Source organism: Thermodesulfatator autotrophicus, from assembly GCF_001642325.1.
Taxonomy (GTDB): domain Bacteria; phylum Desulfobacterota; class Thermodesulfobacteria; order Thermodesulfobacteriales; family Thermodesulfatatoraceae; genus Thermodesulfatator; species Thermodesulfatator autotrophicus.
This window is the reverse complement of sequence record NZ_LSFI01000009.1, coordinates 26,608-48,684: the sequence shown is the minus strand read 5'-3', so window position 1 is coordinate 48,684 and position 22,077 is coordinate 26,608. Positions and strand designations below refer to the sequence as shown.

Here is a 22,077-nt window from a genome sequence, read left to right as displayed (position 1 = left end):
ATGAATGAAAAAGAAAAAGTTCTAGAAATTATTGAGAAGAAATTTGGTAAGTTTAAGCCCTCTGAGGCCGAAAAGCAATCTGAAGAAATAGACGATGTGACTAAAGCTCGGAAATGGTATGAAGAAGCCCAGATAATGTGGGGGCAGGGGAGAAGCCTTGATGCTTTAGAACGCTTTGAAGAGGCCCTCAAAATCTTTTTGGAAAATAAACTCTGGCGAGAAGCAGCCAACACTGCTGAAAAGATAGGAGACATTAAATTCTGGCGAGAAAGGTACGAAGAAGCTTTAAAACCTTATAAAATGGCCATGGATATTTGTGAAGAATTTAACGATGAAATAAGTGCTTCCCTGGTGGCAGAAAAGATTATCTACACTTATCAAAAGCTTAATCAGCCTGAAAAGACTCTTCCTTATTTTTACCGCACCTTAGAAATAGCCGAAAAGTTTGGCGATGCCCACCGAGCCGCCCGTGCTATGGTAGGTATTGGTGATGTACAAAAACATCAAGGTAACCTTCAGGCAGCCCTTGAGGCTTACGAAATAGCTTTAAAAATATATAAAGGCCTTGGTTCTTTGGAACAAACGAAACTAGTAGAAGAAGCTATAAAATCACTACGCAAGGAATTGGACTCCGGGGAAACGTCCTCTTAAGGCTGCAGGGAGCGGCACTCGCACTTTGCTACCATCAGGGGCAATTTTATCAGAAAGGGCTGCCAGGCGCTCAAGGACTTTATCAAAATACACTGTGGGGTAGCTCTTTCCTGGCTCAAAACCAGAATAGCCACAGACAAAGGTCTCACCAGCAATGAGAACAGGAATTCCATAAAGGCGGCAGGTGGCAGGCCTGGCTTCGTAAAGTTCGCAACGTTTTTTATCGTTCAGTAAGGGGCAGCGGATTTTTATAGCTGAGATGACAAAGGGATTTAAAACTGTTGGCTTTTTGCGGAGCCATTCTTTTTCGTATTTTTCCACTCGGCGCATGATTTCACGCCTGACTCCGCGTGGCTTACGCGAAAAATCCCGGTAAAGTAAAGCTGCCTCAGCCAGGGATAAATCAAAAAGGGCATAACAGCAATCTACACAGCCGGGTTTACAGCGCACTTCTTTAGGATAGCGCTTTTTAGTTTCCAGAAAAGCGACTTCTATGTCATTAAAAATTTCTTCTAGTCCCTGCCAAATGGCTTGCATAAGCCAAATTTAACGGGAATAACCAGGTAAATTCAAATGGGCACAGGTGCCAGATTCACATTTCTGAGTGCTAACCGTGGGTTTAGAAGAACTTGAGCTTCCAGTAATCACCGCACCAGTTACACTCATAAGGCGTTTTATTCTAGGGCTATTACAATTCTCACAACGTACAGATTCAATCTCATCTCGGCTTTTTAAAAGTACTTCAAATTCCTTGCCGCAATCTTCACAGATGAATTCATATATCGGCATAAACTCCTCCTATCCAAAATACGTAATTAGGTTAGAACGATAAGATAAAAAGTCAACAATTCAGAGACGGTAAACTTATTCATTCCTCTGAAAATCTTTTCTGTGAAAATAACCCCTCCCTATCGGAGGGAACTTTCCCCCTTCTTATTAGGAGGGGTTAACCATTTTCATGTTCACGTTGTGTCTCTTAGAGAGATGAACAATTAATGTCTTGAAAAACACAGGAGTAATCTTCAAAGTGGGAAAATTTTTCTTGAAAATAAAGATATGTTGCCTTATCATACTTTTCGCTCTAGGTGCCTTGCACCCAGTTTCGGGCAAAAAGGAAAGCTTGTAAGGCTAACGAAAGTAAAAGCTAACCGGCCAAGCTTAACCAGGCCCCTTGAAACTGGGTGTGGGGTTAAACGGGAAGTCCGGTGAAAGTCCGGCGCTGGCCCGCAACCGTAACCGGGGACGAAAGCCGCTAGGCCCACAAGGGTGACAGGCCACTGGGGTTTAAGGCCATAAGGCCAAAAGTCCTGGGAAGGCGCGGCGAGTAGGATGATCCGGAAGCCGGGATACCGGCCTAGAGCAAAATTAGGACGGGGCTTCGAGGCTTCCTGCCCCGTTCGGGAGAAGTCTTCCCGACGGCCCGCCTCGTAGCCCTCCAAAAATAATTTAAAAGGAGGGTTCTATGTTACACAAAATCTTAGTTTCAATGCTTTTTTTATTAGTCCTTTGTTGGGGGATCTCTAGTTCAGCCCAAATTTTCAAAATGAAACATCCTCCCCTAAAAGAAAAGCCGGCCATTGTTATCGCTGCTTTTGGCACCTCCACTAAAGCCCAGGTTACTTTTGATCTCTTTGACCAACAGTTAAGAAAAGAGCTTCCTGGATATGAAATTCGTTGGGCTTTTACTTCTGATATTATAAGGGCCAAAATGAACAAAATTTACGCCCAAAAGCGCATTCACAAACGTCTTCACAGCCTTCAGGAAGTCCTGGCCAAACTTGAAGCTGAAGGTTATCGTAAAGTGGTTGTCCAGCCACTTCATATCTTTCCCGGAATTGAATACAAAGAGGTCCTTAATATTTGTAAGAATTTTCCAGGGCTTCGTATTGTTGTGGGGGAACCTCTTTTTACCCGCTGGGAAACCATTCATGAAGTACTTGATATCCTCTCAAAAGAGTTTTTAAAACCAAAAGAAGGCATCAATATTCTGGCGGCCCATGGAACAGACGTTACTTGCGATACGGGTAACATTACTTATTTAGGCCTTGATTGGCTACTCAATCGTCATTTTCCCAACGTAATGGTGGCCACGGTAGAAGGGATCCCTGACGCCGAAGGTGTTCTAAAAAAGGCCATTTCTTACCGAGGGAAAAAGGTTAAGTTCATTCCAATTATGTATGTAGCCGGCGACCATGTAATGAACGATATCTTCGGTGAAGAAGAGTCCTGGCGAGCTGAAGTAGAAAAAGCCGGTAAAAAGGCTGAATGTGTATCTACCGTTATAAATGGCAAAACTTATTATAAAGGCCTTGGTATGTATCCCGAAATCAATGAAATTTTCATTAAAAGTTTAAAGAGATATCTTGAAATCATAGAAAAGTTCTAGTTATGCCAAAGCTTTACGGTATAGGAGTAGGTCCGGGGGACCCGGACCTACTCACCTTAAAAGCCATAAAAATACTTCGCCAGGTAGAAAACATTTTTGTGGCTGCTTCCAGTAAAAATGCCTACTCTCTGGCAGCAATAGTGGTAAAACCCCATTTACCTGAAGAGAAAGAACTGAAGCCACTTAATTTCCCCATGACTTACGATAAAGAAGCTCTTACCAGCGCCTGGCAAGAAAATGCCAAAATAATTGCCAAAGCACTTGGCCGAGGAGAGGTGGCCTTTCTCACCATGGGAGACCCGTGTTTTTATTCTACTTTTATCTATCTTGCCCGTGAAGTGCGAAAGATTTTACCCGAAATAGAAATAGAGCTGGTACCCGGGATTACCGCTGCTCAAGCGGCAGCAGCAAGGCTTAACCTTAGCCTGGCAGAAGGAGACGAAACCGTCCTTTTTGCCTCTGGAGCCCGTGGGGGGCAGGTGGTGCGAGAGTTCGGGAGACAAGTGAGTACCATTGTTCTTTATAAAGTTTACCGGGCCTCAGCAGACATTTATGAAGCCATTAAAGAAAAAGGACTTCTCACGAAAGTTAAGGGAGTTTCCTTTTGTTCTATGGAGAACGAAGAGATTTATCAGGATGCTTCAGCTCTAAAAGACAAAAATCTCCCTTATTTCAGTCTTTTTATTATTGGCGGAAAAAAATTTTGATTGTAGTATTTTTTTTCTATTGAATAGCATAAAATTAAATTTTTTATAAGGAGGGTGTTATGAAAAAGACTTTATTTACGTTTTTTGTGTCGATGTTTTTAGTTTTTAGCTCTAAGTCCTGGGCCGCAGATGACTTGTCAGAGTTAAAGGCCATGGTGCAGGAACTTGTGAAACAAAATCAGGCCCTTTCGGCCAAAGTCAAAGAACTTGAGGAAAAGCTTAAGGCCTACGAGGCTTCTGCTCCTGCCGTTGCCCCTGAGTCTGAAGAAACCGCTCTTCCTAAGTTCAGCATTGAAGGCTCCATGCGTGCTGGGGTGGTAGCTGACTCAAACGAAAAGGGAAGCGACTTTGGCATGCCTACGGTAGAGCTTGCCGTCTCTGGAAGTGTTAACGACTGGGTTTCAGGTTCGGCTCTTATCCTCTACGAAAACCCTCCCTTTGCTGATGATGACAACGTCTTCATTGACGAAGCCTTTATCCAGCTTGGAAACCCCGAAAAATATCCTGTTTACGCCAAGGCCGGTGAGTTTTACGTGCCTTTTGGTGCACTTCTTACCCATTTCCCTGATGATCCACTGGTAGATATCCCCATCACTCTTTCTTTTGGAGAAATAAGGGAAAAGGCCCTGCTCCTTGGTTACGAAAAGGCAGGTCTTAGTGCATCTTTTTACGTATTTAACGGTGACGTGGAAGAAGAAGACGATAGTGACAACCACGTAGAAGATTTTGGTTTTGACCTCAACTACACCTATGAAGACGAAGCAAGGGGGCTTACCGCCCTGTTTGGCCTTTCTTATCTTTCCAACCTGGCTGACACTGACGGCCTTTCTGATGCTGTAGGAGAAGTGATTAAAGACAAAGAAGGTGGTCTGGCCCTTTATGGGGAGATAACTTTTGGAAGGTTTTTCATGCTTGGTGAATACATGACGGCACTTGATGACCTGGAGACAGGTGATTACAAAGGAGAGCCTGCGGTATGGAACGTGGAGGCAGGGGTCAATTGTGATAGGTTCATAAGGCCGGTGGAAGTAGTGTTAAAGTATGCCGGGAGCAACAACGATGCCCAGAAGCTTGAGTTTGCTGAGAGTCGGTATGGTATAGCCTTTAATGTTGAGCTTTTTGAAAACGTAGGGGCAAGTGTAGGATATTTTCACGACGACTTTGACCGTAAGCTTGTTGACGATGATACCCGAGATGTTTTCTTAGGGCAGGTTGAGATAAGCTTTGGCCTTTAAGGCAGAACTAAGATCTACCTCCTCCTTAAGCGGGGCATTCGCCCCGCTTTTTTGCTTTAAATGCTTCTTTGTATTAAAATCTGCTGTCATGAAATGCCCTTCCTGTGAACACATGGAAACAAAAGTAGTTGATAGTCGCATGAGCAAAGATGGAGCCACCATCAGGCGGCGCAGGGAATGCCTGGCCTGTGGCTATCGGTTCACCACTTATGAACGGGTTGAAATGCAGCTTCCCATGATAATTAAACGCGATGGCCGCAGAGAACCCTTTATTAGAGAAAAAGTTATTGAAGGTATTAAAAAAGCCTGCCAAAAAAGGCCTATTAGCATGGAAGAAATTGAGGCCTTTGTTAACGCACTTGAAAGAGAACTATTGGAGTCTGGAGAAAAAGAAGTACCCTCCACCTTTATTGGCGAAAAGGTAATGGATAAGTTACATGAGTGGGACGAAGTAGCCTATGTGCGCTTCGCTTCGGTTTATCGCCAGTTCCAGGACGTTAATGAATTTATTGAACAAATCCAGCAACTTTTAAAGAATAAAAAATCTTGATGTTGGAACTTTCCCTCAGGCCCTGATTGAGATTTTACATCAGCCTTGCGGGCCTCCTCGCAGTATTATTGCAGCCCTTTTTCTGTCATTGCGAGCGGAGCAATCTCAGGGGATTACTTCGTCGGTGCTCACGCACCTCCTCGTAACGACCCTGGTAGGGTCGCTTCGCCGCACTTCGTGCTCCTAGTAATGACCCGTTGGGTCACTTCGCCACGGCGACTACGTCGCCTCGCGATGACGCTCTGTAAGGTAAAAATGTTCCCATTAACAACTGTAAAGCTTCAATATCTTTTAGTTGTGTTTTTACTTCCACGTTACTAAAATATCGGTATCTTCAAAGTTTGGGGGCAAAATGAAGATATACCGGTATCCACTGGCTCGGCTGGGTATTCTCGGTGGGGGCCAGCTTGGTAAGATGATGGCCCAGAAGGCCAAAAAAATGGGATTTTATGTTACGGTTTTAGACCCAACTCCAGAAGCCCCGGCCGCCCAGGTTTCTGATAAACAGATCATCGGTGATTTTCACGATGCTGAAAAAATAAGAGAACTGGTTGAACAAAGTGATGTCACCACTTATGACCTTGAACACGTGAACACTAAGGCCTTAAAAAGGCTATTAAAAGAAGGCCACCGTATTTATCCTTCCCCTGATCTCCTTGAAACCATTCAAGACAAGTTTAAACAAAAAGAAATGCTTGCTCGCCTCGGTGCCCCGCTTCCTAAATTCAGGAAAGTAAAAACCACAGAAGAACTTTCTTCCTTTGGTTTTCCGGTGGTGCAAAAGGCCTGCAAAGGCGGCTATGACGGAAGAGGGGTGGTGGTTCTCAAAAGCCAGGAAGATGTGGAAAAAGCCCTGCCGGGTGAAACGTATATTGAAGAGTTTGTAGAATTTGAAAAAGAACTGGCGGTAATAGTAGCCCGAGGAATTAATGGTGAACGTAAAGTGTACCCCGTGGTGGAAATGGTCTTTGACGAAAGGGCCAACATCTGTGACCTGGTAATTGCTCCTGCTCGTATTGATAAAAACCTTGCTGAGGAAGCCCAGAAAATAGCCATAAATATCGCCGAAAAACTAGAGATAGTCGGCGTGTTGGCAGTGGAAATGTTTTTGACTAAAGACAAACGCGTCCTGGTAAACGAACTTGCTCCACGGCCCCACAACTCTGGCCATTACACCATAGAAGCCTGTGCTACCTGCCAGTTTGAACAACACGTTCGGGCAATTGCGGGCTTACCTCTTGGCTCTACCAAACTTTTATCTCCAGCGGTGATGATAAATCTCCTAGGAGAAGAGGGCTTTGAAGGCCCACCCCTTATTGAAGGACTAGAAGAAGCACTATCAATCTCTGGCCTTTCCTTTCATTTTTACGGCAAAAAAATCACTAAACCATTCCGAAAAATGGGGCACGTAACTATCGTTGACGACGACCTTGAAAAGGCCATTGAAACCGTAGAAAAAGTCAAAAAGTTTTTAAAAATTAAAGCGGAGGGGAAAGCATGAAAAAGGCGCTCGTAGGCATAATAATGGGAAGCGATTCAGACCTTCCAGTGATGAATCAGGCAGCCGAGATGCTGGAAACTTTTGAAATTCCTTATGAAATTACTATAGTTTCTGCCCATCGCACCCCTGAAAGGATGTTTAATTACGCCAGAGAAGCTGAGGCCCGCGGACTTGAAGTAATTATTGCTGGTGCAGGAGGAGCTGCCCATTTACCCGGCATGGTGGCTTCTATCACTGCTTTACCGGTAATCGGTGTACCAGTTAAAACTTCCTCGCTAAATGGCCTTGACTCTTTACTTTCCATTGTGCAAATGCCTGCCGGCGTGCCGGTAGCTACAGTGGCCATAAATAACGCCAAAAACGCAGGGCTTTTAGCCGCCGAAATACTTGGAGTTAAATATCCAGAGATACGCCAAAAAATAAAAGAATACAAAGCCAGCTTGCGCCAAATGGTAGAAGAAAAAGCGAAAAACCTTGAAGAAGTAGGACCTGATAGCTATTTAAAAAGCTTTATGAAAAGCTAGCCAGCCAATCTGTCAAGAAATTCTTTAATTTTATACAGGCTTATTAATTGAAGTCCCTGGGCTTTAATAGCTTCAAAGCCGCCTTCTTCACGGTCAACCAGGGCTACTACTGCCAGCACTTCAAGACCTGCGTCTTTTGCCTTGGTAACTGCTTTTAAGCTTGAACCGCCAGTGGTAACAACATCTTCCAGGATAACCGTCTTCATACCTTCTTTGACAGCGCCTTCAATGTAATTTTGGGTGCCGTGGCCTTTAGCTTCTTTGCGGACAATAAAACCTTCAAGAGGCGTTCCTTCAAGCCCTGCCTGAAAGCAAACAGCGGTAACCAGAGGATCTGCCCCTAGAGTTAAGCCTCCCACGGCATCTGGTAAGAATTTTTTAACTTCCTCCCACATGAGCTTGCCAATTAAGGGAAGGGCCTTAGCGCACAAGGTGGTCTTTTTACAATCTAGATAATAGGGGCTGATTTTCCCTGAAGCCAGACGAAAACCCTCTGGGCGATAGAGGAAAGACCTCTCAAAAAGGAGTTCAAAGAGCCTTTGTCTTGCGTCGGTCATAAGATACTCCTCATATCATTTGAGTTTCTGTGCCTTGGATACCAGGTGCCCCAAAATCAGGAACAATTTCTGTGCCTACGCCCTGGTCCGTAAAAATTTCAAGGAGAATGGCGTGTGGCACCCGCCCGTCAATGATATGGGCCTTTTGGGCACCTGCTCTCAGGGCCTTTCTGGCACTTTTTAGTTTGGGAATCATGCCACTTTTGGCCACGCCTTTTTCAATAAGCTCTCCTACCTGGGAGATGGAAACAGTGGAAATAAGTTGGCCTTTTTCGTCTTTTACCCCTTCAACGTCTGTGAGATAAATTACTTTTTCGGCCTTAAGGGCCCCGGCAATGGCTCCAGCCACCAGGTCAGCGTTGATATTGTAGGCCTCGCCGTCAGGCCCTACCCCTACCGGAGCAATTACGGGAAGAAACCCCTTTTCCATGAGGGTTTCTATTACTTCAGGATTTATTTTTTTGACCTTTCCTACCCGGCCAATATCTATGATTTCTGGCGGACGATCCTCCCCGGAGTAGCGATAAATTTTCATCTTTTCAGCTACAACCATTTCACCGTCTCTTCCAGAAAGCCCAACTGCTCGGCCTCCATGACGATTAAGGAGCCCCACGATACTTTTATTGACTGTACCCACCAGCACCATTTCCACCACACTCATGGTGGCTTCGTCTGTTACTCTCTGGCCTTCTACAAAAACGGGCTTTATGCCCATCTTGGCCATAACTTCGCTTATCTGCGGGCCCCCTCCGTGGACGATGACCGGGCGTAAGCCCACATATTTCATAAGGACTACGTCCTGGGCAAAGGCTTCTTTTAGTTCTTCGCTTACCATGGCGTGCCCGCCGTATTTAATCACTATAGTCTTGCCGTAAAAACGCTTGAGATAAGGGAGGGCCTCAATGAGAACTTTCGCTCTTATTTCGTTGGTAACTTCCACTTTCATCTAGCTCCTTCCTGCCTGGAATCTAGCTCCGTTATCCTACCAGATCTGGCCAAAGCAGCCAAATCATCAAATTAGTCAAATTAGGGACAGGCAAATTTTCAAGCTTTACTAAAGCCCGAGTTTGACAGCTGATAGAGACAGCTGATAGATACACAAAAAGGCGCTACCTCTTTATACACAAGCATTACGAGATATTGCCAAAAATTAGGTGTGAGAGGCCTTCTTTAAAGGAAAGTATCTGGCACAAAAACTAACGCCTGTTCTCCTCATCAGGAAAAATCTCAGGGAGTACGCCAAAAATCTTAATCATTAAAAGACCACCCTCCGTCCACTTGAGAATCCGATTCTTATGACCTTCCTTCTCGTATTCAATCCCTACCACTCATGAACCGCCTGTTCCCTTACCTCGTTGTTAGAAAACTTTTTTGTTTTACCATGTCTAATCATCCCGCAAATTTTTCTATTCGGCAAACCTGGGGCGGCTCATTCTATAAAAGGCCTAAAGATGAGAGATTGATTCGTCTTTTTCGGGATAGAGATCACTTTGCCACGGCAACTACATCGCCTTGATAACACTTTGTAATATAAAAAAGCCCCCAAAAAACTATTTCCAATCTTCAAAAGCTTTGTTAGCCTAAAACAAATTAACTAAAAAGGAGTTTTTAAAAATGAAAAAATTTTTAGTTGTTTTTTTGTTGTTTTTTGCCGTAAGTAGTACTTGGGCTTTTCCCCCTGGGACCTTCAAAGGTGATAATTCCCCTAATCAATGTATTAACTTGGTCAAAAAATTACCTAAACAACCCCTTAGCCCTGCAGAAAAAGAAGGCCTTTTTAAAATGATAGAAGAAGAAAAATTAGCCCATGATGTTTATTATGTTTTATTCCAGCGCTGGCAGCTTCGGGTTTTTAATAATATTTCTCGAAGCGAACAACGTCATATAGATATGGTAAAAACTTTGATAGAAAAATATGGCTTAAAAAATCCTGTTGAAGGTTTAGATGTTGGCCAGTTTAAAACTGAAGAAATGCAGAAGCTTTATAAAAAGCTTGTGCGCCAAGGGATGGCATCTTTAGGGGAAGCGGTAAAGGTAGGTGCGTTAATTGAAGAGATGGATATATACGATCTCCAGCAAGAATTGAAAAAGACTGATAACGAAGATATTCGCATGGTTTATCAAAACCTTATGAAAGGCTCTCGTAATCATCTACGCGTTTTTGGCAACTGGATTGAAAAAATGGGCCTATCTTACACACCACAATATCTCTCAAAACAAGAATTTGCCAAAATCGTATCTTCTCCTAAAGAAATGGGGCCAGTAGATGCCCAAGGTAAACCAATGAAAATCAATACGAAATAGTCAATGTTCAACTCTAAGGGTGAGCAAATTTAGCTCACCCTTTATTCTTTATGGCGCGCTATCTCCTTTTGGGGCATTTAACCCTGGTTATTTTCTTTACGGCGGAGCAGTTCTTTATGGTGGGCTTTTAGTCAGGAGATTCGGTTTTGAGATCCTTTCAGGAAGACGTAAGTATATGCCAGGGCAAGCTATCCTTTTAAAAAAAAATTCCCAAGACATTGCGTCAGGCTGAAATTGTGCAAGTGGCCCCTGTCCTTACGAACTGCGCTTTACCGTCCAGGATGGCTCTGGCAAAGCTTCGGTTTGGTTAGGAACCGGTTTATGCAAGCTTCCCTTCTAATCTTTATCATACAATGGGAAAAATTAGTTTTAAAAATTTGTTAGCCCTAAAACCCGAAGATTTCATGGAGCGCTCTGCCTTCTGGCACTCTGAATATTTTTACGGGATAGGCTTAAAAATGTGGTTTTAAGCTGTCCAAATTATAAAATGAAATTAAAATGTTAACTAAAAGATAACGAGGATTTTCTTATGCCAGGAAATAGTTTTGGTCAGGCCTTAAGAATTACCACTTTTGGTGAATCACACGGCAAGGCTCTGGGAGTGGTAATAGATGGCTGTCCTCCTGGCCTTGAGCTTGACGAAGCCTACATTCAGGAAGAGCTTGACAGGCGCCGTCCTGGTAAAGCTCCTGGAGAGACACCACGTAAAGAAAAAGACCGTGTTCACCTGCTTTCTGGTGTTTTTGAAGGCCGGACTACCGGTACCCCCATTGCTCTTCTGATTTATAACGAAGACGCCCGTCCTGGAGCTTATGAAGCCATAAAAGATATTTTCAGGCCTGGCCACGGAGATTGTACTTACTTCTGGAAATATGGTTTAAGGGACTGGCGAGGCGGAGGACGCTCAAGTGGACGGGAAACCGCGGCCAGAGTTGCCGCAGGAGCCGTAGCTAAAAGATTGCTAGAAACCTGGAACATAGAGGTTCACGCCTATACCGTGGCTTTGGGTGGCGCCAAGATTAGCAAAAAAGACCTTTCTTTTATCTATAAAAATCGCCTCTTCTGTCCAGACCCTGAGGCCCTTCCCAAAATGGAAGAAAGGGTTAAAGAAATCAGGGCCAGAGGTGACTCAATAGGCGGGGTGGTAGAAATCGTGGCCTTAGGGGTGCCTGCTGGGCTTGGTGAGCCTGTTTTTGATAAGCTTGATGCCGATTTAGCTAAGGCCCTTATGAGTATTGGGGCGGTAAAAGGGATAGAAATTGGTGCAGGCTTTGCTGCCGCTGAGCTTTTGGGTTCAGAAAATAATGACGAAATCACTCCCACGGGCTTTAAAAGCAATAACGCCGGGGGAATCCTTGCTGGTATATCAAACGGAGACGAAATTGTCTGCCGCGTAGCGGTAAAACCAATACCCAGCATAAGCAAGGAACAGGAAACCGTAGATGAAAACTTAAACCCCAGAAAAATAAGAATTGGTGGACGCCATGATGCTTCAGCTATTCCTCGCATCGTACCTGTATGCCAGGCTATGGTGCGTTTGGTGTTGGCTGACCACTTGCTACGGCAATTGAGTCTGGCTCCTTTCACCAGATGGACCAAGTACCCATTTGCTAAAGATAAAGAATAAGAACTTTCCTGCCGAAAAAATTAAAGGAAGAGATTGCTTAGACTTCGTGGTTCGCAATGACGTAGTGGAAACCGTGGCTCGCAATTATAGATCCATTTTGTCACTGCGGAACGCTCGAACGAAGTATCCTCTTAATAAAACATTTTAAAGAGATTTTTTAAAAATATCCTGCGAGCAAAGCAACACTGTTGCAAGGTTAGAAAAATTAAAATTAAAGGTCTCTGAGATGAAAAAGCATTATCTCTACATAGCCATCTTAATCACCACATTGATTTTAGGTGGGCTTCTGGTATTCGGCCCCACTAAAATAATTTTTAGAGGCAAAACTCCGTCTTCAGAAAAAGAAATCCCCTCTATGCTAAAGGCCCTTCCTTTTGAAAATAAAAAACCAAGGCCAAAACACTACGAAAAACTTTTGGCTAATCTTAAAGACAACGAAATATTTCTGGAAAAAATTGTTTTTTCTCCTAAAGATGCTCCTAAAGGGACTTATGTATATTTTGACCTGGTAATTAGTTTTAAGGAGAAAAAGACGGCCAAAAATTTTAAAGAGGCTAAAGATGTTTTGGAACATGATTTGGTCTCAAGATTAACTCAATGGGACTGGCTTGATTTTCAAAATGCTGACGGACTTCAGTTGATTAAAAGTGACCTTTTACGTTATCTCCAGCAAAAATATGGCTCTCAGGTAGCAAACATTTATTTTATCCGTTTTAAAATTGGTAAACAAAAGGGGTTGTAACTGGCAATTCGTTAAAGTGTCATCACGCCACAGCAAACTCCAGAGATTACTTCGCCACTTCGTGGCTCACAATGATGAGGTAGGGAGCGTGGCTTGCAATGCTCTTTGGCCTTTAGGGCAGAACTGAGATCTACCTCCTCCTTAAGCGGGGCATTCACCCCGCTTTTTTTGCTTTAAATGGGCATTGAATTTTTAGGTTTTTTGGAAAATGTTTTCGCAAGAAACTTAGTTGCCTAAGCGTTCTTTCGTTCGCAATATCAAAATTCACATGATGTTTTGTTTGTCATTATTGATTGTCACCGCGAGAAGGCCGTAAATCCATAAAGTTTCAGAGGCAGTTGAACAGTAATCAATTTTGCCATAGTGTTCTGTATAAAAAGAGGCAAGTTTAAAACCTGAAATAAGAGGTTATTTCACCACAAAATTTATGAGCTTATTCGGCACGAAGATAACTTTTTTTATCTCTTTTCCTTCCACGTGGCGTTTGACTTTGGGACTGGCTAGAGCCTTTTCCTGCACCTCCTCTTTAGAAGCTCCGGCTGGCACCTGTATCTGGTCCCTTAACTTTCCGTTAATCTGAATAGCAATGGTAACCTCTTCGGCCTTTAAGGCGTCTTTATCAGCTTCAGGCCAGGAGGCATTGGCTATGAGGCCTTCTTTTCCTAAGGCTTCCCAGAGTTCTTCACAAATATGCGGAGCCACTGGTGAGAGTAAAAGCAAAATGGCCTCTATGGCCTCTCTCATAACCGGCCAGAAGAGTTTTTCCTCATAGCTTTTATTAAGCACGTCGTAGCAGGTGTTGACCAGTTCCATCACCGCGGCAATGGCGGTATTGAATTGGTAGCGTTTTTCAATGTCTTCTGTAACCTTGGCGATAGTCTGGTGGGTTTTACGCCTTAAGTCCCGCAAAGCCTTGGGAAGTTCTTCCTGTTTACCGGAAAAGGTTTTGGCCTTTTTAAGTTCCTCTAAGTTTTCAGTAACAAGCCTGAAGACGCGCTGTAAAAAGCGGTGGGCGCCTTCAATGCCAGCGTCACTCCACTCAAGGTCTCTTTCTGGCGGAGCGGCAAAGAGCATGAAAAGGCGCACGGTGTCAGCGCCGTAGCGCTCAATCATGGCGTTTGGGTCAACCACGTTACACTTGCTTTTAGACATCTTTTCATAACGGCCGATGATTACCTTTTCACCGCAGTCTTCTTTTAAGCAGTGGCCGTCTTCAGAGACTTCTTCCGGGTAAAGCCAGCCGTGCTTGGGGCAGCGGTAAGTTTCTTTAATTACCATGCCCTGGGTGAGAAGCCGCTCAAATGGTTCGTCTATTTCAAGGTAGCCCAGGTCGCGCAAAACCTTGGTAAAAAAGCGGGCGTAAAGAAGATGCAAAATAGCGTGTTCTATACCGCCGATGTATTGGTCCACCGGGAGCCAGTAAGAGACCTTTTCCTTATCAAGGGGTTCCTCGGCCTGGGGGCAGGCAAAACGGGCAAAGTACCAGGAAGACTCAACAAAGGTGTCAAAAGTGTCTGTCTCACGGCGGGCTTCACGTCCGCACTTAGGGCAGGTGGTTTTCACAAAGGACTCAAGCCTGGGAAGGGGTGAGCGGCCGTGTTCGTCAAGCTCGGCATCAAGGGGAAGTTTTACCGGGAGATTTTCAAGCTTTTCAGGCACAATGCCGCATTCATCGCAATAAATAACGGGAATAGGGCAGCCCCAATAACGCTGGCGCGAAACTCCCCAGTCCCTCAAGCGATAGGTAACTTTCCTGCGGCCAAGGCCTTTTTCTTCAAGATAGGCCACCACTTTCTTTTTGCCCTCTTCGCTGGGAAGTCCGGAAAAGGGCCCGGAGTTTACCATAACCCCTGGGCCTTCGTAGGCCTCTTCCATGGTTTCAGGAGAAAGCTCTTCGCTTTCTGGCTGGATAACCACTTTTATGGGTAGGCCATATTTTCTGGCAAACTCAAAGTCACGCTGGTCATGGGCTGGCACAGCCATTACCGCTCCGGTGCCGTATTCCATGAGTACGAAGTTGGCGGCAAAAATGGGAACTTTTTCTCCAGTTAAAGGGTGTAGGGCGTAGGCTTTTAAGAAAAGCCCTTTCTTTTCAAAAGTGCCTTCTTCTATTTTTCTGCGCTCGCGCCTTGTTTCCTGTAAAAAGGCTTCAAACTCAGCGTAAAGCTCGGGATCTTTTTCCGCGAGTTTTTTGGCCAGTGGGTGCTCTGGAGAAAGGCTCATAAAAGTTACCCCGTAAAGGGTGTCAGGCCGGGTGGTGAAGACGGTGATTTTTTCGTCAAGCCCTTCTACGGGAAAGTCTATCTCTGCCCCTTCGCTTTTTCCAATCCAGTTTATCTGCATGGCAAGGACCTTTTCAGGCCACTTGCCCCGTAATTTTTCTATGTCTTGTAGGAGTTCTTCAGCGTAAGCGGTGATGCGGAAAAACCAGCCGTCCATTTCTTTGAGCACGACTTCTTCACCGCAGCGCCAGCAGCAGCCATCTTCTACCTGCTCGTTGGCAAGCACGGTTTGGCAGCTTTCGCACCAGTTAACCGTGGTTTTTTTGCGGTAGGCGAGCCCACGCTCAAGCATTTCAATAAAGAAACGCTGCTCGTGGCGGTAATACTCCGGGTCACAGGTGGCAAACTCGCGGCTCCAGTCATAAGAAAGGCCAAGACGCTTCAGTTGCTTGCGCATGTAGGCGATGTTTTCGTAGGTCCACTTGGCCGGGTGAATGCCATGCTTAATGGCAGCGTTTTCTGCTGGAAGGCCAAAGGCGTCCCAGCCCATGGGATGAAGCACATTGGCTCCACGCATTTTGCGATAACGGGCCAGGACATCGCCTATGGCGTAATTGCGCACGTGGCCCATGTGGATACGCCCGGAAGGGTAGGGGAACATCTCAAGCACATAATACTTCGGGCGGGATTTATCTCCATCAACGGCGGCAAACACTCCTTTTTCTTCCCATTTCTTCTGCCACTTGGTTTCAATATTCGCAAAGTCATACTTTGGGCGAGCCATGGGCCAGGGCTCCTCCTTAAAGCTCTTTTATTTTTTCTACCACGTATTGGCCAAACTCTGAGCACTTGACTTCTTTGGCGCCTTCAATCTGGCGGGCAAGATCATAAGTAACGACTTTTTCCTGAACCGCCCGTGAGATGCCTTCCCAGATGAGGTCTTTCACTTCACGCCAGCCGAGGTATTCAAACATCATGGCTCCAGAGAGGATAACAGAGCTTGGGTTTACCTTGTCAAGCCCAGCGTACTTAGGAGCAGAGCCGTGGGTAGCTTCAAACACGGCGTAGCCATCGCCAATATTTGCTCCTGGAGCCATGCCAAGGCCTCCTACCTGGGCGGCCAGGGCGTCTGACATATAGTCGCCGTTCAGGTTGGGCATGGCCAGGACATCATATTCCGCAGGTCTGAGTAAGGCCCACTGAAACATAGCGTCAGCAATGCGGTCGTTTATAAGGATTTTTCCTTCAGGAAGTTTTCCGTCATACTTTTCCCAGAGTTCGTCTTCGGTGATGGTGACCTCGGGGAATTCTTCTCTGGCAAGCTCATAGCCCCAGTTGCGAAAGGCGCCTTCGGTGTACTTCATAATGTTTCCTTTGTGTACCAGGGTGACGCTTTTTCGGCCGTAATTAAGGGCGTACTGAATGGCCTTGCGTACGTGGCGTCTGGTGCCAAAACGGCTTATGGGCTTTATACCGATGCCAGAGTCCTCTCTAATTTCTTTGCCGAGTTCGTCTCTGATAAAGGCGATGATCTTTTGGGCCTCAGGTGAGCCTGCTTCCCACTCAATACCGGCATAAACATCTTCGGTGTTTTCCCGGAAGACAACCATATCTACCAGTTCAGGCCTTTTAACCGGGCTTGGCACGCCAGGGACCCACTTAACCGGGCGCACGCAGGAATAAAGGTCTAGCACCTGGCGAATGGTAACGTTTAGGCTGCGGAAACCACCGCCTACCGGAGTGGTAAGAGGACCTTTTATGGAGACTACGTGCTCCCGCATGGCCTGGATAGTTTCTTCAGGTAGATAGCTTCCGGTTTCCTGGTAGGCCTTTTCTCCCGCAAGGATTTCTTTCCAGTGGACTTTGCGCTTACCGCCGTAGGCCTTTTCAACGGCGGCGTTCCACACAGGTATGGCCGCGCGCATAATGTCAGGCCCAATGCCATCTCCTTCAATGTAAGGGATGATGGGTTCATCCGGAACGATGAGCTCATAGTTTTCAGTAAGTTTTATCTTTTCAGCCGGCATAATTTCCTCCTTTTATAAAAAATCACGGTCATTTTAAAACATGTTTTTAACATGGTATCAACTGGATTTTGGGTGGTCAGGGGCAAATAGGGATAAAACGAGCAAGCGAGCCAGATGAAAATTTAATAAATACCTTGTCCTGGCACGAGGGGATTCCTCTCCACGATGACAGTTCTTTAAATTCGTCTTCGTTTTTGGCTTTTAAGAGAGCAATATTGGCTCCTGGAACAAAGAAAATAGAAGGATTAGGTAATTTTTTAACTTCGTCAAAAAGATTAGAAGAAAGCCTTTGGCCTGTATAGAGAAGCTCAGCATAAACCAGGCCGCCTTTGGTGTTTTTATACATAACAATAGTTTTACCTCCTGGGCCAAAACGGGTGAGAAATACCAGTAATCCATTACGCCAGTAAAAAAGGCTTCCTGGCCTTCCAGCTACATTCACCTTGCTTTTGTCTATGTTTTCTAGCTGGCGGCGCAGGCCTTCGCTAGCTTTGATGAAAATCGAAAAGTGTTTTCCTTCCTGGAGATAGAGAAAATCCCGGGCTACCTTCCCAAAAGCCTGGTATAGCAGAAGAAGCAAAAGTGTTCCTAAAAAGATAGTTACTAGCAGTTCAAGAAGGGTAAAGGCCTTTTGGTTTATTTTATCCCTCCAGACAGTTTATTTTGCAAATTTAAATAAATATATTTAATCGTTGCTATTCTTAAGGACTGTTTCTCTTGTCCCAAGCGAAGTGAGGGATATCCTCTCAGTGACAACGCGAATATGTCATTGTAAGCGAAACCAAACAATCTCTCATTTCATTTTAAATTTTAACGGCCTTTGCTATTCTGTTCCTCAAGGCGCTTTTTTAGGTTTTCTATTTTTTGCTTGAAACTAAACATTACGGTTTCAGCCTCCTGGTAATTGCGCACCACCCTAGGGGTAATAGCTATAAGAAGCTCCGTTCTGTCCCTGGTTTTTTTCTGCCACTTAAAGAGATGGCCCAGAAAAGGCAGGTCTTTAAAAACAGGAATACCGGTTTCAGCCACTTCCTGGCGATTATCAATGAGGCCACCTAAAATTACCGTCTGGTTGTTTTTCACCACCAGAGAGGTTTCAATCTTGCGTTTGCTAATTAAAGGAGTGTTTTCAAGGCCAAGGTAGTTTTTCTGAGCAGAACTTATCTCCTGGACGATGTCAAGTTTAACCAGGCCACTTGAATTAATGGTTGGTTTTACAGAAAGAATGATACCGGTGTCCCTATACTGAACGGTGGAAGTTATGTTGGGTTCGGTAGCCGAGGTATTGGTTATCTGCTGGGTAATGATGGGCACTTCCTGGCCAATCTGAATACGGGCTTCTTTGTTATCTGTGGCGAGAATTACCGGATTGGAAAGAATATTTATCTGCGAAACTGATTGCAAAATATTAAAAAGCGCCCCTAAATCATTAGCCCGGTAAATAGATATAGCAAGGCCTGGTAAATTCACTTTTTCAATGTTTTCCAATACACCTTCTTCAATAACAGATCTTGAAAACTTGCTTCCAAGATTATAGGTATCTCCTCTATAAGTTGTACGGTTTTTTAAAAACCACTCTACTCCGTGTTCCAGTTCCCTATTTAGGGTTATTTCCATAATGAGCATCTCTATGACTACCTGCCTGGGGAGCACGTCTATCTTTTCAAGCAGACGCTTGATGGTCAGATAATCCTGGCGGGTGGCCTTTATAATAAGCAGGTTATTGGTTTTATCAGGGATAATACGAATGTCTCCTATAAGCTCAGGAGAAACTTTCTTTTTCTGGGCCTTCATTATGGTCTTGCGTGAAGAATAACTACCTGTGCCAGAAAAGGTGTCCTGAAGAATCTGGGCTATTTCTTCGGCGTTTCCGTTTTCTACCTGGTAGACATATACTTCCTGTTCAGCTAGCTCCCCTTTGTCAAGCTCTTTTATCCAGCGGTAAACCCTTTTTATGGTTTCAGGATCTTTCGCTATTATCAGGAGTGAATTTATTTCTTTCATAGGGATAAAATCAACAAAGGAAGAGGGATTTATTCCCTTCCAGGGCCCGGCCTTAAAAATGGCCTTGAGGTAATTGGCAAGGGTTTCAGCGTTAAGGACCTGGGGGCGGTAAAGGGCAAGGTTCATTTCGGCCAGGACGTCTTCGTCAAGGAGGTTAACCAGGTGGGTTATCTTGGCAAGGTTTTCCGGGTTGTCTATAACTATAAGGGTGTTTGCCGTTTTTCCGGCCAGTACCCTTGCGTTTGGCGTAAGAAGAGATTGGATAAGCCTGGTTACTTCGTTTATGGGAAGAAAACGGGGTCTCAAAACCGCAAAGGAAATATTGCCTGAAACCCGGCTTAGTTCTGAAGCTGGTACTATACGGTAAAGTTTTGGCGAAGGGACGAGTGATAAGCCGTTTAGCTCCAGAACCTGAGAAGTAATCTCCATCAACTCCTGGTGCGAAAATGTTCCGTGAATGTGGGCGGTAATTCTGGCCCGGGCCTGAGGAGAAATAGTGTAATTAACTTTAAGGGTTTGCTTGAAAAGCAAATCAAGAAAGTCCATAAGGCTTGCGCCTTCAAGGTCAAGGGTTAGTTCAAAACCGCCTTTCTGAGAGGTTTTAATTTTTGGGGTTTCTTCTTTGGTTTCGGGCCTTTTTCCACTTTGAAGTATTACGAAAACAGGGCTTTTTGTCTTTTCTTCTTGAGGTTTGCGGAAAGCGATGTCTTTATCCGGAAGTTTTTCTAATGAATTACTTTTAAGCTCAGAGGTTTGGTTGGCTACCGGCGGGGGAGGAAAGGTGGCAGTCATACTTTCAGGTAAGGTTTTGCCCGCCTGACAGCCGCAAAGGCCCAAAATTAAGCCCAAAAGTACCAGTAGATAGCTAATTTTCATGTTTTCTCCCTTACCACGCACGAGAAAAAAGGACATGCCTTTCTCCTTTAACATAACGGAAGATTTCCAGGTATTGATAAGTTTTTTTACCCTGTTTTAAGGATAATTCCAGACGATAAACTTCGTTTTCGTGAAGTTTTATCAGGTCATCTCCTGTGCTTTTAAAATCTTCTCTAAACTCTTTAGTGCCACCGTAGATGGTTACCCGGCGATATAGTCCGGGCTTAAACCAGAAAATATATGGCTCAAAGCCTTTTATCAGGGTTATTTCTGAAAAGTCTTCCAGGTTTCCGTTGCGGGGTTTATAACCAAGTGGCAGGTAATAATCTTTTTCAGCTCCGTTTAAACGGTGGAAATCGTCAGGGTCACGCCAGTCAAAAAGGCAATCAACCATCTCACGGGCCTTTTCTGGAGGAAAATCAAGAGCCACAAGAAGGGCGTAGATGTCTTTTTCTTCGGCTTCATTCAGGTTTAGGCGATACTTTTCTTCGCTGAGGATAAAGGTGGCCTTTATAGATGGAGTGTCTTTTATCTCCAGATTTAAGTTTTTTGGAAAAAAGCCGCTTTCTTTCAGTTGAGAAAGCCCTTCTTCCCAGAAGATGTTAAGCAAGGAAGCTCTGGTGAGCTCAATGTTGGCGTTGTTTAAAGACGCCTGAATAAGGGCCTGGCTGGCTTTCCCCTGCCAGAAAAGAAACCCCACCATAAAAGAAAGGGCCATTATCAAGACCAGCGTTAAAGCCAGGATGTAGCCGTGGTTATTCAGGGCGCACCTCCGCCAGAAACTGGCTCCGTGCCAGGCGGCAAATAAGCCTTTTGCCGTTTAAGCGATTTATTATCTCCACTTCTCCACCGCTAGAGGCACCGTCTGGCCAGAACATGATACCCCAATTCCCTTCTGGAAGGGGCATAAGCCCCCGTTCTTTTATCTCTATCTCTTCAGGGACTTTTAGTTTTTGGGGAAGGGTCTTTTCCTCATTATTGTTAAAAGCCTGTAGATAAATAAAACGGTTTTTTTGGTCAAAGATAAGGACAATTAGCCGCTTTTCTACAAGGGCCTTTGCCCTGGCTCCTTCTATGAAGTTTGCGGTTTCTACCAGAAAAGTGGTTTCTCGGGGAATGAAACTAGCCACCCTGGGAAAGATAAGACCGGCTAAAAGGCTTATCAGAAAAAGCACTACCAATAGCTCTAAAAGTGTAACCCCTTGTTTCATTCCTCCTCCGACAAATAAATAGGCAAGAAAAGCCTGGCTCCTGTTTTTTCATCTGTGAAAATTATTTGCCATTCTTTTAGCAGATATTCTTTTTGAAAATCAGACCAGGCCTTTTTTTCATATTCCTTTAGATTTAAGCTTATTTTCCGATTAGTTATGATATAATTGGCTAAACTTTCTTCGTCTTTAGCAAAGTCTTTTAGTTCATCAGGCCTTAAAGAGCCTTTATTAAGGCTTGTTAGGAGATGTTTCCTGAAAGGCGTGGTATAGTCAAAGAGGTGTAAACGTTCAATCATCTTGGAGGTGGTGGCGTAATTATGCGAAAGTACATAGAAAAACCAGGCAATAGAGATTGTAGCGACGACAAAGGCTACCAGCACTTCAAGAATAGTAAAGCCTTTAGAAGCTTTATTTTTCATAGTGTTTTTATTTTAGCAAGTTTTATATTGGTTACGAGCGCCAGGGCTTTATCTAATTTTGAAAATATTGTAACAAAAAATATCTTTTCGCCTTCCCGCCATTATGTTCCTTATCTTCAAGACAAGAAACCCAAAAACGTAAAGAAAGAATTAGTTAAACGTTATGTCATTTTAAAGGGAACCTTAATTAAAGGAGAAGAGCGAGTGGCGGTGCTTGAGGTGCTTCCAGCAGGCAAAAGAGAACTCGGTCTGGAAGATGTAAACCAAAAAAGACTGCTTGTTTCTCAGGGAGATGATTTAGGCAATTGCCAGGTGCTTGAAGTTAAAGCCGGTCAGGTGGTCCTTGGAGGGCAATGCCAGGGAGTTGTTTTGAGCTTGAAAGATTCACCTGAAAGAAAAAAGATCCCGGCCTTAAATAAAAAGCCCGCTAATAAAGTCCTATCTTTGGCACCAAGGCCAGCTCTCGGGCCACCTGAGAAAAAGACAAAAACATTTAAAAAGCCACCAAAGTTTCCCCGTCCTCCATCTAGATGA

Annotated in this window: 22 protein-coding genes and 1 riboswitch; of the genes, 11 read left to right on the top strand and 11 right to left on the bottom strand. The window is 44.5% G+C overall.

The window, feature by feature from the left end; all coding sequences use genetic code 11:
* A complete protein-coding gene (locus TH606_RS02975; RefSeq protein ID WP_068541214.1) occupies positions 1-651 on the top strand; it encodes a tetratricopeptide repeat protein in 651 nt (216 codons plus the stop codon).
* Here TH606_RS02975 and TH606_RS02970 read toward each other — a convergent pair.
* Entirely contained in the window at positions 613-1,188 is a 576-nt protein-coding gene (locus TH606_RS02970) for a YkgJ family cysteine cluster protein (protein WP_068541213.1), read from the bottom strand. The genes TH606_RS02975 and TH606_RS02970 overlap by 39 nt on opposite strands.
* A 9-nt stretch (positions 1,189-1,197) precedes the next feature.
* Complete coding sequence (locus TH606_RS02965) at positions 1,198-1,440, bottom strand: FmdB family zinc ribbon protein (RefSeq protein ID WP_068541212.1); 243 nt, start codon at positions 1,438-1,440, stop codon at positions 1,198-1,200.
* Positions 1,441-1,798: 358 nt separating this feature from the next.
* Positions 1,799-2,023: riboswitch (cobalamin riboswitch) on the top strand.
* 90 nt (positions 2,024-2,113) lie between these two features.
* Here TH606_RS02965 and TH606_RS02960 point away from each other — a divergent pair.
* From TH606_RS02960 to purE, 6 genes are all read left to right on the top strand, one after another.
* Positions 2,114-3,037: a sirohydrochlorin cobaltochelatase gene (locus TH606_RS02960; protein WP_082863484.1), complete on the top strand. Its 924-nt coding sequence runs from the start codon at positions 2,114-2,116 to the stop codon at positions 3,035-3,037.
* Positions 3,038-3,039: 2 nt separating this feature from the next.
* Entirely contained in the window at positions 3,040-3,744 is a 705-nt protein-coding gene (cobI, locus tag TH606_RS02955) for a precorrin-2 C(20)-methyltransferase (protein ID WP_068541211.1), read from the top strand.
* A 59-nt stretch (positions 3,745-3,803) separates the two neighbouring features.
* Entirely contained in the window at positions 3,804-4,979 is a 1,176-nt protein-coding gene (locus TH606_RS02950; protein ID WP_068541210.1) for an LbtU family siderophore porin, read from the top strand.
* 88 nt (positions 4,980-5,067) lie between these two features.
* Positions 5,068-5,529, top strand: a complete 462-nt coding sequence (gene nrdR, locus TH606_RS02945; RefSeq protein ID WP_068541221.1) for a transcriptional regulator NrdR — start codon at positions 5,068-5,070, stop codon at positions 5,527-5,529.
* A 352-nt stretch (positions 5,530-5,881) separates the two neighbouring features.
* Entirely contained in the window at positions 5,882-7,030 is a 1,149-nt protein-coding gene (locus tag TH606_RS02940) for a 5-(carboxyamino)imidazole ribonucleotide synthase (RefSeq protein ID WP_157627848.1), read from the top strand.
* A complete protein-coding gene (gene purE, locus TH606_RS02935) occupies positions 7,027-7,554 on the top strand; it encodes a 5-(carboxyamino)imidazole ribonucleotide mutase (protein WP_068541209.1) in 528 nt (175 codons plus the stop codon). The genes TH606_RS02940 and purE overlap by 4 nt, the downstream gene beginning before the upstream one ends.
* On the opposite strand, the gene pyrE is transcribed toward purE, so the two are convergent.
* Both pyrE and argB read right to left on the bottom strand, forming a co-directional pair.
* Positions 7,551-8,111, bottom strand: a complete 561-nt coding sequence (gene pyrE, locus TH606_RS02930; protein ID WP_068541208.1) for an orotate phosphoribosyltransferase — start codon at positions 8,109-8,111, stop codon at positions 7,551-7,553. The two genes, purE and pyrE, sit on opposite strands and share 4 nt — an antisense overlap.
* 10 nt (positions 8,112-8,121) lie before the next feature.
* Positions 8,122-9,057, bottom strand: a complete 936-nt coding sequence (gene argB, locus TH606_RS02925) for an acetylglutamate kinase (RefSeq protein ID WP_068541207.1) — start codon at positions 9,055-9,057, stop codon at positions 8,122-8,124.
* A 668-nt stretch (positions 9,058-9,725) separates the two neighbouring features.
* Between argB and TH606_RS02920 the strand changes: the two genes are divergently transcribed.
* The 3 genes from TH606_RS02920 (at position 9,726) to TH606_RS02905 (ending at position 12,784) form a co-directional block, all read left to right on the top strand.
* A complete protein-coding gene (locus TH606_RS02920; protein WP_068541206.1) occupies positions 9,726-10,415 on the top strand; it encodes a DUF2202 domain-containing protein in 690 nt (229 codons plus the stop codon).
* 529 nt (positions 10,416-10,944) lie between these two features.
* Complete coding sequence (gene aroC / locus TH606_RS02910) at positions 10,945-12,042, top strand: chorismate synthase (RefSeq protein ID WP_068541204.1); 1,098 nt, start codon at positions 10,945-10,947, stop codon at positions 12,040-12,042.
* 226 nt (positions 12,043-12,268) lie between these two features.
* The gene (locus tag TH606_RS02905; RefSeq protein ID WP_068541203.1) at positions 12,269-12,784 is read left to right on the top strand and encodes a flagellar basal body-associated FliL family protein; all 516 of its coding nucleotides are present in this window, start codon (positions 12,269-12,271) and stop codon (positions 12,782-12,784) included.
* A gap of 408 nt (positions 12,785-13,192) precedes the next feature.
* On the opposite strand, the gene leuS is transcribed toward TH606_RS02905, so the two are convergent.
* From leuS to TH606_RS02870, 7 genes are all read right to left on the bottom strand, one after another.
* Positions 13,193-15,790, bottom strand: a complete 2,598-nt coding sequence (gene leuS / locus TH606_RS02900) for a leucine--tRNA ligase (RefSeq protein ID WP_068541202.1) — start codon at positions 15,788-15,790, stop codon at positions 13,193-13,195.
* A 16-nt stretch (positions 15,791-15,806) separates the two neighbouring features.
* Positions 15,807-17,033: an isocitrate dehydrogenase (NADP(+)) gene (gene icd / locus TH606_RS02895; RefSeq protein ID WP_068541201.1), complete on the bottom strand. Its 1,227-nt coding sequence runs from the start codon at positions 17,031-17,033 to the stop codon at positions 15,807-15,809.
* A gap of 76 nt (positions 17,034-17,109) precedes the next feature.
* On the bottom strand, positions 17,110-17,673 hold the full coding sequence (locus TH606_RS02890) for a prepilin-type N-terminal cleavage/methylation domain-containing protein (protein WP_082863483.1): 564 nt from the start codon (positions 17,671-17,673) through the stop codon (positions 17,110-17,112).
* 170 nt (positions 17,674-17,843) lie between these two features.
* Positions 17,844-19,949, bottom strand: coding sequence for a type II secretion system secretin GspD (gene gspD / locus TH606_RS02885; RefSeq protein ID WP_068541199.1), 2,106 nt, complete (start codon positions 19,947-19,949; stop codon positions 17,844-17,846).
* Positions 19,924-20,631 (bottom strand): type II secretion system protein GspK, encoded by a 708-nt coding sequence (locus tag TH606_RS02880; protein WP_068541198.1) that lies wholly within the window; start codon positions 20,629-20,631, stop codon positions 19,924-19,926. The genes gspD and TH606_RS02880 overlap by 26 nt, the downstream gene beginning before the upstream one ends.
* Positions 20,632-20,668: 37 nt before the next feature.
* The gene (locus TH606_RS02875) at positions 20,669-21,124 is read right to left on the bottom strand and encodes a prepilin-type N-terminal cleavage/methylation domain-containing protein (RefSeq protein WP_068541197.1); all 456 of its coding nucleotides are present in this window, start codon (positions 21,122-21,124) and stop codon (positions 20,669-20,671) included.
* Entirely contained in the window at positions 21,121-21,543 is a 423-nt protein-coding gene (locus TH606_RS02870; protein WP_068541196.1) for a type IV pilus modification PilV family protein, read from the bottom strand. Before TH606_RS02870 ends, TH606_RS02875 begins: the two co-directional genes overlap by 4 nt.
* A 27-nt stretch (positions 21,544-21,570) precedes the next feature.
* Between TH606_RS02870 and TH606_RS02865 the strand changes: the two genes are divergently transcribed.
* The gene (locus TH606_RS02865; protein ID WP_068541195.1) at positions 21,571-22,077 is read left to right on the top strand and encodes a hypothetical protein; all 507 of its coding nucleotides are present in this window, start codon (positions 21,571-21,573) and stop codon (positions 22,075-22,077) included.